Genomic DNA, 11,965 nt, shown 5'->3' with positions numbered 1-11,965 from the left:
GGTCGCATCTGCAATACCCGACGTCGCCGTGACCGACCCTGACTGACCAGAGGGAACCGAATCGTACTCGTTGCATGGCCGTCGCGCTCGCCAGCAGGGACACTGTGAACCTCCGCACAGGACCCCCACGATGCGCCTGCTCGCCAACCAGCCGACCCTTGCCCTGCTGCTCTGCTTTCTTTCTTCGCCTACTGCTCTGGCTGCCCCGCCCATCAAAGGCATCGCCGTTGACCACGGTGATTGGACTCTGGCCTGCGACAACACCCGGACATGCCGTACCGCAGGTTATCAGCCTGACGATGGCGAGCATGCACCGGTATCGGTGCTGCTGACCCGGCGGGCGGGCCCGGACCAGCGGGTGAAGGCCGAGCTCATGCTTGGCCAGCTCGGCGAAATCAAGCTGCCCCTGCGGCTGTCGCTGCAGATCGACGACGCCAGGTTGGGCCCGCTGAGGTACAACGCGGCCGATGGCACCGCCACGTTGTTGCCGGCGCAGGTCAGCGCCATGCTCGCGGCACTGATGGGCAACAGCCGCATCGCGCTGATCGGCGACGACGGCAGACGCTGGACGCTGTCTGGTCGCGGCGCTTCGGCGGTGCTGTTGAAGATGGATGAATTCCAGGGACGGATCGGCACGCCCGGCGCGCTCGTGCGGAAAGGCACGAAAGCCGAGAGCACGGTACTGCCCGCCGTGTCGATGCCAATCATTAAACTGACCAACATAGTCGCCACGCGGCCGGCTGACAAAGCGCTGGCCTCGTCGGCCGCGCTGCGCGAAGCGTTGATTGCAACCGTCTCGGCCGACGATTGCGAAGCCCTGCAACCGACATGGAACGACACCTCCAATGAAGGCCCTCAAGAAATGAAGGTGCAGCGTCTGAGCGCAGACAAGCTGCTGGTATCGCATCTGTGCTGGCGGGGCGCCTACAACAGGGGGACGGATATTGGGTGATCAACGACCGCCCCCCGTACCGCCCCAGGCTGGTCACTAACTCGGGCAGCGGCGACAACGTGCGCTCCATCGAAGAATGGCACAGGGGCCGCGGCCTGGCCGACTGCATTTACTCCACTACATGGAGCTGGACCGGCACCCGCTTCGTACAGACAGCGATGGCCAGTTCTGGACTGTGCCGATCAATCACGCTTGGCGGCCCATGGAATCTGCCGACCCTGGTGACCAGGGTGCAGCAGTAAGATGCGCGGCTGTTCATTTCCTTGCGGTCGAGGACCGATCAGCTGTGGGGCGCAACAACCACTGCCACGAACGCCCGCTGGAAACCCTCCAAACGCGCGTGCGGCAGGCCCAGGGCAACGGGGTTGCCGCCACGCGGAAGGATGCGCCGGTCATGTACGCCTCAGCGCGGGTGGGCAAAGATCACGCTCCCAAGCCCTCATGCTCCAAGGATGCCGCATGCGTTCGTTGCCTCCCAGCCGCTTGATGTTCGTCCCCCTGCTGCTGGCCGGCGCAGTGCCCGTCCAAGCCGCCGATGCGCTCACCGGCATGCGGTTCGATCACCACGACTGGACCATCGCCTGCGACAACACTCGCACCTGCCGTGCAGCCGGCTACCAAGCTGACAATGGCGACCGGGAGCCGCTTTCGGTGCTGCTTACCCGGGCGGGCGGCCCGAACCAGGCGGTCACCGCCGAACTGATGCTGGGCGTGTACGACGAAAGCACGCCGCCGGTTAAGCCGCGCCTGCGCATCAACGGGCAGGATCTGGGCGCGGTAGCTGAGACCGGTGCCGGGCCGTTGAGTGCCGCACAGACCGCCGCCCTGCTCAAAGCGCTGACCCGCGACAGCACGATCCTCGTCGTGAGCGCCGATAAACGCCAGTGGCAGCTCTCAGACCGTGGCGCCTCGGCGGTACTGCTGAAGATGGACGAGTTCCAGGGCAGGCTCCACACGCCCGGGGCGCTGCTGCGCAAGGGCAATCGCCCCGAGGCGACGGTGCTGCCGGCGGTGCCGGTGCCCGTGGTCAGGCAGGCCGCCCTGGTCGCTACGCGTCCCGGCGATGCCGCGCTGGCCGGAAGTGCGGCACTGCGCGCGGCCCTGAAAACCTCCCTGGCACCGGACGCCTGCGATGTCCTGGTGAGCGGCGAGCGCGTCGAACCGCTGACGGTACGCCGCCTCAGCGCGGACAAGCTGCTTGTTTCCACGCAGTGCTGGATGGGTGCCTACAACGTGGGCGAGGGCTACTGGGTCACCAACGATCGTGCGCCGTTCAACCCGCAACTGGTGACCACGAGCGGCAGCGATGAAGACGAAGGCAGCATACACGCCGCGCACAAGATCCGCGGCCTGGGTGACTGCTGGTCGAGCGACAGCTGGACCTGGGATGGCCGCCGGTTCGTACATACCGCCGATGCCACCACCGGGATGTGCCGGCTGGTCGCGGCCGGCGGCGCCTGGGACATGCCGATCCTGGTGACCCGGGTCGTCAAGTAAGTCGCGCCCGCGTGGAACGGCGGGCTCAGGCGTCGGCATAGAGCATTGGAACGACCCCCTTCCCGTCGCTCGGCTCTGTGTGCCACCGAGCAGGTGGAGCTGCAGGAACGATGCCCCGACCTGTTCTTCGACGAACGCGACCACCCTCTGACCGTACGCAGATTAAGCGGCAGCAAACTGCTGGTTTCCGCCCAATGCTGGACAAGTGGGCAAAACGCAGGGTTCGGCTATTGGATGGTCAACCACCGCGCGCCCTATCAGGCTGCTCTGGTCACTATATCGGCCGACGAAAGTATTGGGGCAAGCCACATTTTTGCATCACAGAGGAATGTTGCTGGCGACTGTTTATCGGCTAAGAGCTGGGCGTGGGATGGCAAGGATTTTGTCCCCACATCGGCGTTGACTACCGGCCTGTGCCGCCTTGTCACCCTTGGCGGACCATGGCAGATGCCGACACTGGTGACCCGTGTGCTGAAGTAAGTGCCTCGTCTGCCCGCTGCCCTGTCATCGGGCAGTGGTCAGCCCGTGCCAGGGAATCACCTTGGCGGACGCGGCATCCTGAAAGGGAAGGTCTGGCTTAGCAGCTGCTCCAACGAGTCATACAACAACTCGGTTTCTCCAGTCTCGTGGAGATACAGATGAAGTACCCCTTCGGCTGTCATCAAAACCGGGTTGCCGGTCCCGTCATCCGATATGACGTAGGCGTCGCGCCACTGTTCTCCGGCACTTTCCAGATAGTTGTCTCGAAACCGCTCGGTCAGCTCAGTGACTGTTTCATTGCCGATAAGAGAGCCATTGTTGAAAGCGTGGATCTCGATACCGCCAAATGCACCCCCAAACGCCTTGATGAACTGGATGTAGTCAGCATTGAACTTGACACCAAGTGTCTGTTCCGCGGTCTCGATCTCAGAATCGGTGGCAGGCAAGCCATAAAGATCCCCGTCCCCCGTCATGATATCCAGGGTGATCATGTCCATTAACTGGTGATCCACTTTGAACGCACTCGATTCCGCTTTCGTTGGTTCAGATCCTAATTGGTCCAGCACAGCAAGTACTGCCGCGCTGCGCCAGAAGTTAACGCAATCGGCACGGACGTTCGGCGCTCCCCCCTGAAGTCAGAGAACGGGCATGCGCCTCACGCATCCGCGCAGTGCTCCACAATCAACTGGATCGCCCCACCGCCCCGGTAATCATCGCTGACCAGCCGGTAGGCGATATGGACATGGTTGGCCGGCGCATTGCCGGTCCAGCCGCTGAAGTGGATGGCGCTGATCGGCTCGGCACGGCCGGGCACGCGCAGGCTCAGCTTGAGGTGTTTCTCTTTGAGCACCTGCCAGCGGGCTACCTGGAAGTGACCATCGAACAACGGCTCCGGGAAACCCTGCCCCCACGGCCCGGCCAGGCGCAGCGCCTCGGCATGGGCGAAATCCAGCTCCTGCGGCAGCAGCTCGCCGTCGGTGATCAGCAGCTGCTGCAGCGAGAGCGGGTCCAGCGTACGTTCCACCACCTCCACGAAGGCCTGCTCGAAGGCGGCCAGCTGCGCGTGCGGCAGGCTCAGGCCGGCGGCCATCGCATGCCCACCGAACTTGTCGATCAGGCCCGGGTGCGCCGCGTTGACCAGTGCCAGCGCGTCACGGATATGGAAGCCGGGGATCGAGCGCGCCGAGCCACGCAGCGAATCGCCACCTGGCTCTGAAGGCGCAAACGCAATCACCGGCCGATGCAGGCGATCTTTCATCTTCGACGCCACCAGCCCCACCACCCCCGGATGCCACTCGGCGTCGAACAGGCAGGCCGCAACCGGGCGCACGCCTTCGGCACTCAACACCGCACGGGACACGGCCAGTTCGGCGTCGTCGGTCATCAGCTGCTGAACCGCACGGCGCTCCGTATTGATCGATTCCAGCGTCGTGGCGATCTCACGCGCATGGGCGCGGTCTTCGGTGAGCAGCAGTTCGATGCCCAGCGCCATGTCTTCCAGCCGGCCGGCCGCATTCAAACGTGGGCCCAGCGCAAAACCGATGTCGCTGCCGGTCAGCCGCGAGGCATCGCGCCCGCTGGCTTCGATCAGCGCCTGCAGGCCAACGCAGCCCTTGCCGCTGCGCAGCCGGCGCAGGCCAGCCGAGACGAGGGCGCGGTTGTTGTCATCCAGCGCCACCAGATCGGCGACGGTACCGACCGCGACCAGGTCGAGCAGGGTCAGCAGGTCCGGCTCCGGGGCCGTGGCGTACGCGCCCTGCTCGCGCAGGTGGCGGCGCAGCGCCATCAATACATAGAAGATCACCCCGACGCCGGCCAACGCCTTGCTCGGGAACGCATCGCCGCTGATGTTGGGGTCGACGATCGCGTCGGCCGGCGGCAGGTGCTCGCCTGGCAGATGGTGATCGGTCACCAGTACCTTCCAGCCCAGCGCCTTGGCCGCGTTGACGCCGGCGTGGCAGGCGATGCCATGGTCGACCGTGACCAGCAGCCCGGGATTGAGCGGGGCCAGTTCGGCCACCAGTGACGGCGACAGCCCATAGCCGTGCAGCATGCGGTTGGGCACGGCATGCACCACATCGCGCGCGCCGAGCATGCGCAGGCCGCGCACGCCAACCGCACAGGCCGTGGCGCCGTCGCAGTCGAAATCACCGACGATCAGGATGCGTTCGTTGTTGGCGATCGCATCGGCCAGCAGCGTTACCGCAGCCTGCATGCTGCCGAGCAGGTCCGGCGCATGCAGCTGGGCCAGTTTCGGCTGGGCCTGTGCGGCATCCGTGACGCCGCGGGCGGCATACAGGCGCTGCAGCAACGGCAACATGGACGAGGGCCACTCGCTGACGGCGGCGGCAGGACGGCGCTGGATACGGGGTGCTTCAGACTGGGTCAAAACAGGCTCGATCAATGACGTGCGCGCCCATGATACCGCCCTGGTACCGGTAGAGCCGACCGCTGGCCGGCTGCCGTTCGACGCACTCAGAGCGCGTGCAGTTGCACCGGCTTCTTCCAGAACCGCCAGCGCTGGGCCTTGTCGATCTCCACGCGGGTGCCGTCCTCGAAATCCAGCACCAGCCGCTTCAACTCCCCGCGTGCGATCGCCGCCAGCAACGGGCGGATCGCATCATTGCCCAGCTGTTCCAGCGAACGCAGCTGGCGCAGGTCCACCAGGGCATCCACGGTCTGCTCGCCGTCGGCCTGCAGGCCCGCGGCCTTGGCCAGTGCCTGCAGCAGCGCATCGCGGCTGCGGACCTGGGCATGCGCGGTGGTCACACGTTCGGGCAGCTCACCGCCACCCCAGAACCACAGCGAATTGATCGCGCGCTTGCCCTCGCTCACGCGCTGCTGGTTCCACCCATGCTGGTGCAGCACCACCTGCGCTTCGGTCAGCAGGGCGCGCCAGCGGCGGCCGGCATCGCCTTCGGGCAGATGGGCGAACAGATCATCGCCGAGCACTTCATCCGGCTCGGCAAAGGCTGGCAGGGTCGTGCCCGGCGGAAGACGCAGGTACCAGCGCGACGGCACCGGGGCATCCAGCACGAAACCGAACCCGGCAAACAACGGCTGCAACGCCGGCAGCAGGTGCATGACATCGGCCAGGTCGGGGCGCAGGGTATCCCCGTGCCCCATCAGGCGGGCGCCGTGCATGTCCGGCACCACGTTCGCCGGATCGGCCCGCAGCCAGACCGCGCCGCCGGCATCGCCAACATCGAGCTGGCGGGTCAGGGCTGCGGCCGACCACGCGTCCGGCTGCGTCTGGAAATGCCGACGCAGCTGGGCGCGCTCGCCCGCATCGGCACTGCGGCGTTCGGCACGCCCCAGCGCCTTGGCGACGTCATCGGGCAGCGGCGCCGCCGGAAACCGACTGCGCGCCGGCAGCAACAACGTCGCCGTGGCCATCGCGGTCAGTCCAGGTACTGGACGCTGACGATTTCGTACTCGCGCTGGCCGGCCGGCGCGTCGATGGTGACCGCATCGCCTTCCAGCTTGCCGATCAGGGCACGCGCCAGCGGCGAGGAGATCGCGATCAGGCCCAGCTTGATGTCCGCTTCCAGGTCGCCAACGATCTGGTAGCGCTTTTCTTCATCACTCTCCACGTCCGACAACTCGACCGTGGCGCCGAACACCACCTTGCTGCCGGCGTTGAGCTTGGTGATGTCGATGATCTCGGCATGCGAAAGCTCGCCTTCCAGCTGCTTGATGCGGCCTTCGATGAAGCCCTGCTCTTCGCGCGCGGCGTGGTACTCGGCGTTCTCCTTGAGATCGCCGTGCTCACGGGCCTCGGCGATCGCCGCGATGACCTTCGGGCGCTTGACCGACTTCAGGTGGTCAAGCTCTTCGCGCAGACGCTGCGCGCCCTTCAGGGTGATCGGTGCTCTCATGCGTTCAACTCCTTGTGCAGTTCCTGCAGCGACCAGACCGGGCCGGTCCCGCGGAATTCCAGTGATTGCACCAGCGCCTTGGCGCCGGCAATGGTGGTCGAATAGGTGACGCGATGCTGCAGCGCCTCGCGACGGATCGAGAACGAGTCGTTGATCGCCGCGCGACCTTCGGTCGTGTTGACGATGTAGACGATCTCGCCGTTCTTGATCGAATCGACGATGTGCGGACGGCCTTCGACGACCTTGTTGACGATCTCGCAGTCCATGCCGTGCTGCTGCAGCCACGCGGCGGTGCCACGGGTGGCGACCAGGGTGTAGCCACGCTCGAGCAGGGCCTGGGCCACCGGCAGGACGCGCTTCTTGTCCGGATCACGGACCGAGACGAAGGCCTTGCCCAGCGGCGGGGCCTTGATGCCACCGGCTTCCTGCGCACGCGCGAAGGCGGCGCTGAAGCTGCGGCCCACGCCCATCACCTCACCGGTGGAGCGCATCTCCGGCCCGAGGATCGGGTCGACGCCCTGGAACTTGGCGAACGGGAAGATCGCTTCCTTGACCGAGTAGTAGCCCGGCACGATTTCCTTGGTGGCGCCCTGCTCGGCCAGCGTCTTGCCGGCCATGCAGCGCGCGGCGATCTTGGCCAGCGGCATGCCGGTGGCCTTGGAGACGAACGGCACGGTGCGCGAGGCACGCGGGTTCACTTCCAGCAGGTAGACGATGTCTTCGCCGTTCTCGCCGGCCTGGATGGCGAACTGGGTGTTCATCAAGCCGACCACGTTCAGGGCCTTGGCCAGCTCCACCACCTGGCGGCGCAGCTCGGCCTGGGTTTCAGCTGACAGCGAGTACGGCGGCAGCGAGCAGGACGAATCGCCCGAATGCACGCCGGCTTCTTCGATGTGCTCCATCACGCCGCCGATCAGTACGTTGCCGTCCTTGTCGGCAATGATGTCCACGTCCACTTCCACGGCATTGTCCAGGAAGCGGTCCAGCAGCACCGGCGAATCGTTGGAGACCTTCACCGCGTCGCGGACGTAGCGGGCCAGGTCGGATTCACCGTAGACGATTTCCATCGCGCGGCCGCCCAGCACGTAGCTCGGGCGCACCACCAGCGGGTAGCCGATCTCGCGGGCCAGCAGCAGCGCTTCCTGGTCGTTGCGGGCGATGCGGTTCGGCGGCTGCTTCAGGCCGAGCTTCTCCACCAGCTGCTGGAAACGCTCGCGGTCTTCGGCCAGATCGATGGAGTCCGGCGAGGTGCCGATCACCGGCACGCCGTTGGCTTCCAGCGCGCGCGCCAGCTTCAGCGGGGTCTGGCCGCCGTACTGCACGATCACGCCCTTGGGCTGTTCCAGCTCGACGATCTCCAGCACGTCTTCCAGCGTCAGCGGCTCGAAGTACAGGCGGTCGGAGGTGTCGTAATCGGTGGAGACGGTTTCCGGGTTGCAGTTGACCATGATGGTTTCGAAGCCATCATCGCGCAGCGCCAGCGCGGCGTGCACGCAGCAGTAGTCGAACTCGATGCCCTGGCCGATGCGGTTCGGACCGCCGCCCAGGATCATGATCTTGTCGCGGTTGCTCGGGGCCGCTTCGCACTCGTCCTCGTAGGTCGAGTACAGGTAGGCGGTGCTGGTGGCGAACTCGGCGGCGCAGGAATCCACGCGCTTGTACACCGGGCGCACCTTGTGGGCACGACGCAGCGCGCGCACGGCCGCCTCGTTGGTGCCGGTCAGTTCGGCCAGGCGGGCGTCGGAGAAACCGGCGCGCTTGAGCTTGCGCAGGCGTGCGGCATCCAGTGCATCGATGCCGTCGGCGGCCACCTCGGCCTCGGCCTGGATGATCTCTTCGATCTGGTCCAGGAACCACGGGTCGATGTGCGACAGCGCGAAGACCTCTTCCACGCTGAAGCCGGCGCGGAACGCATCACCCACGAAGAACAGGCGCTCCGGGCCCGGGGCCTTCAGCTCGCGCTTGAGGGTGGTGATGTCGTCTTCGTTGGCCAGGTCCAGGCCGGTCGGGTCCAGCCCGATCTTGCCGGTTTCCAGGCCACGCAGCGCCTTCTGCAGCGACTCCTGGAAGGTGCGGCCCATCGCCATCACCTCGCCCACCGACTTCATCTGGGTGGTCAGGCGTGCGTCGGCGGCCGGGAACTTCTCGAAGGCGAAGCGCGGGATCTTGGTGACGACATAGTCGATCGACGGCTCGAACGAGGCCGGGGTCAGGCCACCGGTGATCTCGTTCTTCAATTCGTCCAGGGTGTAACCCACGGCCAGCTTGGCCGCGACCTTGGCGATCGGGAAGCCGGTGGCCTTGGAGGCCAGCGCCGAGGAGCGCGACACACGCGGGTTCATTTCGATCACCACCACGCGGCCGGTGGTCGGGCTGATGCCGAACTGCACGTTCGAACCGCCGGTGTCCACGCCGATCTTGCGCAGCACGGCGATGGAGGCATCGCGCAGGCGCTGGTATTCCTTGTCGGTCAGGGTCTGGGCCGGGGCCACGGTGATCGAGTCACCGGTGTGCACGCCCATCGGGTCCAGGTTCTCGATCGAGCAGACGATGATGCAGTTGTCGGCGGTGTCGCGCACCACCTCCATCTCGAATTCCTTCCAGCCCAGCACCGACTCTTCCACCAGCACTTCGGTGGTCGGCGACAGCTCCAGGCCGCGGGTCACGATATCGACCAGCTCTTCGCGGTTGTAGGCGATGCCGCCACCGCTGCCGCCCAGGGTGAAGCTGGGGCGGATGATGGTCGGGTAGCCGACGCGGGTCTGGATCTCGATCGCTTCTTCCAGCGTGTGCGCCACCGCCGCCGACGGGCACTCCAGGCCGATCTCACCCATCGCCACGCGGAACAGCTCGCGGTCTTCGGCCATGCGGATGGCGTCGCGCTTGGCGCCGATCAGCTCGACGTTGTACTTCTCCAGCACGCCGTTGTCGGCCAGGTCCAGCGCGCAGTTCAGCGCGGTCTGGCCACCCATGGTCGGCAGCAGCGCATCGGGCTTTTCCTTGGCGATGATCTTCTCGACCGTCTGCCAGTTGATCGGCTCGATGTAGACGGCGTCGGCCATCTCCGGGTCGGTCATGATCGTGGCCGGATTGCTGTTGACCAGCACCACGCGGTAACCCTCGTCGCGCAGTGCCTTGCAGGCCTGCGCGCCAGAGTAGTCGAACTCACAGGCCTGGCCGATGACGATCGGGCCAGCACCGATGATGAGGATGGTTTTAAGGTCAGTGCGCTTGGGCATTGTCTTCTCTAAGTCTGGACAGCGAGGCAGATGGGGGTGATCGCACGCTGTCGATCAGGAAATATCGTCGGGGTTCAGCGCGATCCGGCACTGGTCCTGCAGTCCTTTGGCCAGCTGCACGCCGATGTCGTCGGGCAGCTCCGATTCGATGTCGAGCGTGGCGATGAAGCGGGTGTAGGCCGGGCTGGCCAGGAACGCAGCCACTTCGGCGCGCTCGGCTTCACTCAGATCCACGTTGGACTTTTCGGCGATCGTCGATGGATTCGCAGCGGCGAAGGCCGAGGAGAGGCTCTTGCCCCCGGGGGTGCCCAGGAAGCGCGACCACTCCGCGATCACCTCGTCGCCGTCGTTGCCGAGGCCGGAGATCACCGAACGACGGAACTGTGCGTCGAGCAGACTCTTGATCGGCGCATGCGCGCACTGGCGATCGGTCTCGGGCAGCGCATTGAGCGCGGGCACGTTGTCGACCATCAGCTTGGCCATGTCCGTACCCAGCGTGCCCAGGCCCAGCGACTGGACCACCGCCCGCACCTCCGCATCCGTGGCCGGTGCGGCCTGGGCCACACCGGTGAAGCACAACAGCGACAGCAGCAGCACGGGGCTGCGCATCACGCCTTGGCCTCGGCCATCAGGGTCACGAAGCGGTCGAACAGCGGACCGACGTCATGCGGGCCCGGCGAGGCTTCCGGATGGCCCTGGAACGAGAACGCCGGCACGTCGGTGCGGGCGATGCCCTGGTTGGTGCCGTCGAACAGCGAGCGGTGGGTCACGCGCAGGGTGGCCGGCAGCGAGGCTTCATCCACCGCGAAGCCATGGTTCTGCGAGGTGATCATCACGCGGCCACCGTCCAGGTCCTGGACCGGGTGGTTGGCGCCGTGATGGCCGTGGCCCATCTTGACCGTCTTCGCACCGGAGGCCAGCGCCAGCAGCTGGTGACCCAGGCAGATGCCGAAGGTCGGCACCTTCTTCTCGAGGAAGGTCTTGATGGCGGCGATCGCGTAATCGCACGGTTCCGGGTCGCCCGGGCCGTTGGAGAGGAACACGCCGTCCGGGTTCATCGCCAGCACTTCGGCGGCCGGGGTCTGCGCCGGCACCACGGTCAGCTCGCAGCCGCGTTCGGCCAGCATGCGCAGGATGTTGAGCTTGGCGCCGAAGTCATAGGCCACCACCTTGAAGCGCGGTGCGGCGTTGACGAAGGCGTTGCTGTCCAGATCCAGCTGGCCCTCGGTCCAGGTGTAGCGCTTGTCGGTGCTGACCACTTTGGCCAGATCCATGCCCTTCAGGCCGGGGAACGTGCGGGCCGCTTCAAGCGCCGTTTCCACGCTCAGGCCTTCGCCGGCCATCAGCGCACCGTTCTGGGCGCCGCGCTCGCGCAGGATGCGCGTCAGCTTGCGGGTATCGATCCCGGAGATGGCGACCACGCCGCGCTGGATCAGCCAATCCTGCAGCGACACCTGGCTGCGCCAGTTGCTCGGGCGGCGCGGCACATCGCGCACGATCAGGCCGGCCGACCACACCTTGGCCGCTTCATCGTCCTGGTCGGTCATGCCGGTATTGCCGATATGCGGGTAGGTCAGCGTGACCATCTGCCGGGCGTAGGAAGGATCGGTCAACACTTCCTGATAGCCGGTCATGGCGGTGTTGAACACCACCTCACCAACGGACAGGCCGGGCGCGCCTACGGATTCGCCCTCGAATACGGTGCCGTCTTCGAGGACGAGGATTGCGGCTTGGGTCACGGAAATCTCACTTTGGCTACCGAGGGGTCGCCGAAGTCACGCCTGCGCTTCACGAAAAAGCGGCTGCAAAAAAGCGCGGACTGCGGTTCTGGACCGGTCCGGCTGTCGTGATTCGGCGAGCGGGAATTGTAAAGGGAAGCCGGGTTCGACGCCAGTATCCGCGTGCAATTGCCCTATTCA

11 protein-coding genes are annotated in these 11,965 nt (G+C 65.9%); 4 read left to right on the top strand and 7 right to left on the bottom strand.

What is annotated here, in order from left to right:
- Positions 1-130 precede the first annotated feature (130 nt).
- The 4 genes from BIZ42_RS18325 (at position 131) to BIZ42_RS19420 (ending at position 2,929) form a co-directional block, all read left to right on the top strand.
- Positions 131-952 carry a DUF1176 domain-containing protein gene (locus BIZ42_RS18325; protein WP_237393528.1) on the top strand — a complete coding sequence of 274 codons (822 nt, stop codon included), beginning with the start codon at positions 131-133 and terminating at the stop codon, positions 950-952.
- Positions 910-1,194: a DUF1176 domain-containing protein gene (locus BIZ42_RS19920; RefSeq protein ID WP_335743728.1), complete on the top strand. Its 285-nt coding sequence runs from the start codon at positions 910-912 to the stop codon at positions 1,192-1,194. Before BIZ42_RS18325 ends, BIZ42_RS19920 begins: the two co-directional genes overlap by 43 nt.
- A gap of 244 nt (positions 1,195-1,438) precedes the next feature.
- The gene (locus tag BIZ42_RS18320; protein WP_156785825.1) at positions 1,439-2,449 is read left to right on the top strand and encodes a DUF1176 domain-containing protein; all 1,011 of its coding nucleotides are present in this window, start codon (positions 1,439-1,441) and stop codon (positions 2,447-2,449) included.
- 93 nt (positions 2,450-2,542) lie between these two features.
- The gene (locus BIZ42_RS19420; RefSeq protein WP_172838063.1) at positions 2,543-2,929 is read left to right on the top strand and encodes a DUF1176 domain-containing protein; all 387 of its coding nucleotides are present in this window, start codon (positions 2,543-2,545) and stop codon (positions 2,927-2,929) included.
- Between the two features lie 56 nt (positions 2,930-2,985).
- On the opposite strand, the gene BIZ42_RS18315 is transcribed toward BIZ42_RS19420, so the two are convergent.
- The 7 genes from BIZ42_RS18315 to carA form a co-directional block, all read right to left on the bottom strand.
- Positions 2,986-3,426, bottom strand: a complete 441-nt coding sequence (locus tag BIZ42_RS18315; protein WP_070427292.1) for an SMI1/KNR4 family protein — start codon at positions 3,424-3,426, stop codon at positions 2,986-2,988.
- Positions 3,427-3,584: 158 nt separating this feature from the next.
- Complete coding sequence (gene recJ, locus BIZ42_RS18310) at positions 3,585-5,249, bottom strand: single-stranded-DNA-specific exonuclease RecJ (RefSeq protein WP_237393610.1); 1,665 nt, start codon at positions 5,247-5,249, stop codon at positions 3,585-3,587.
- 155 nt (positions 5,250-5,404) lie between these two features.
- A complete protein-coding gene (locus BIZ42_RS18305) occupies positions 5,405-6,325 on the bottom strand; it encodes a phosphoglycerate mutase (protein ID WP_070427291.1) in 921 nt (306 codons plus the stop codon).
- Positions 6,326-6,330: 5 nt separating this feature from the next.
- A complete protein-coding gene (gene greA / locus BIZ42_RS18300) occupies positions 6,331-6,795 on the bottom strand; it encodes a transcription elongation factor GreA (RefSeq protein ID WP_026069738.1) in 465 nt (154 codons plus the stop codon).
- A gap of 8 nt (positions 6,796-6,803) precedes the next feature.
- Positions 6,804-10,046, bottom strand: a complete 3,243-nt coding sequence (gene carB / locus BIZ42_RS18295; protein ID WP_019182957.1) for a carbamoyl-phosphate synthase large subunit — start codon at positions 10,044-10,046, stop codon at positions 6,804-6,806.
- 54 nt (positions 10,047-10,100) lie between these two features.
- Positions 10,101-10,658, bottom strand: a complete 558-nt coding sequence (locus tag BIZ42_RS18290) for a hypothetical protein (RefSeq protein WP_139146366.1) — start codon at positions 10,656-10,658, stop codon at positions 10,101-10,103.
- On the bottom strand, positions 10,655-11,785 hold the full coding sequence (gene carA / locus BIZ42_RS18285; protein WP_019182959.1) for a glutamine-hydrolyzing carbamoyl-phosphate synthase small subunit: 1,131 nt from the start codon (positions 11,783-11,785) through the stop codon (positions 10,655-10,657). The genes BIZ42_RS18290 and carA overlap by 4 nt, the downstream gene beginning before the upstream one ends.
- Between the last annotated feature and the right edge of the window lie 180 nt (positions 11,786-11,965).

The sequence above is a fragment of the Stenotrophomonas sp. LM091 genome (assembly GCF_001806305.1).
In the GTDB taxonomy this organism is placed as follows: domain Bacteria; phylum Pseudomonadota; class Gammaproteobacteria; order Xanthomonadales; family Xanthomonadaceae; genus Stenotrophomonas; species Stenotrophomonas bentonitica_A.
This window is presented reverse-complemented; position numbering and strand designations above follow the sequence as displayed.

Bases quoted from the DNA above. Each gene is read 5' to 3' on its own strand.
- BIZ42_RS18325 (WP_237393528.1), top strand. From the start codon at position 131: ATGCGCCTGCTCGCCAACCAGCCGACCCTTGCCCTGCTGCTCTGCTTT.
- BIZ42_RS18320 (WP_156785825.1), top strand. From the start codon at position 1,439: ATGTTCGTCCCCCTGCTGCTGGCCGGCGCAGTGCCCGTCCAAGCCGCC.
- BIZ42_RS18315 (WP_070427292.1), bottom strand. From the start codon at position 3,426: ATGGACATGATCACCCTGGATATCATGACGGGGGACGGGGATCTTTAT.
- recJ (WP_237393610.1), bottom strand. From the start codon at position 5,249: ATGTTGCCGTTGCTGCAGCGCCTGTATGCCGCCCGCGGCGTCACGGAT.
- BIZ42_RS18305 (WP_070427291.1), bottom strand. From the start codon at position 6,325: ATGGCCACGGCGACGTTGTTGCTGCCGGCGCGCAGTCGGTTTCCGGCG.
- carB (WP_019182957.1), bottom strand. From the start codon at position 10,046: ATGCCCAAGCGCACTGACCTTAAAACCATCCTCATCATCGGTGCTGGC.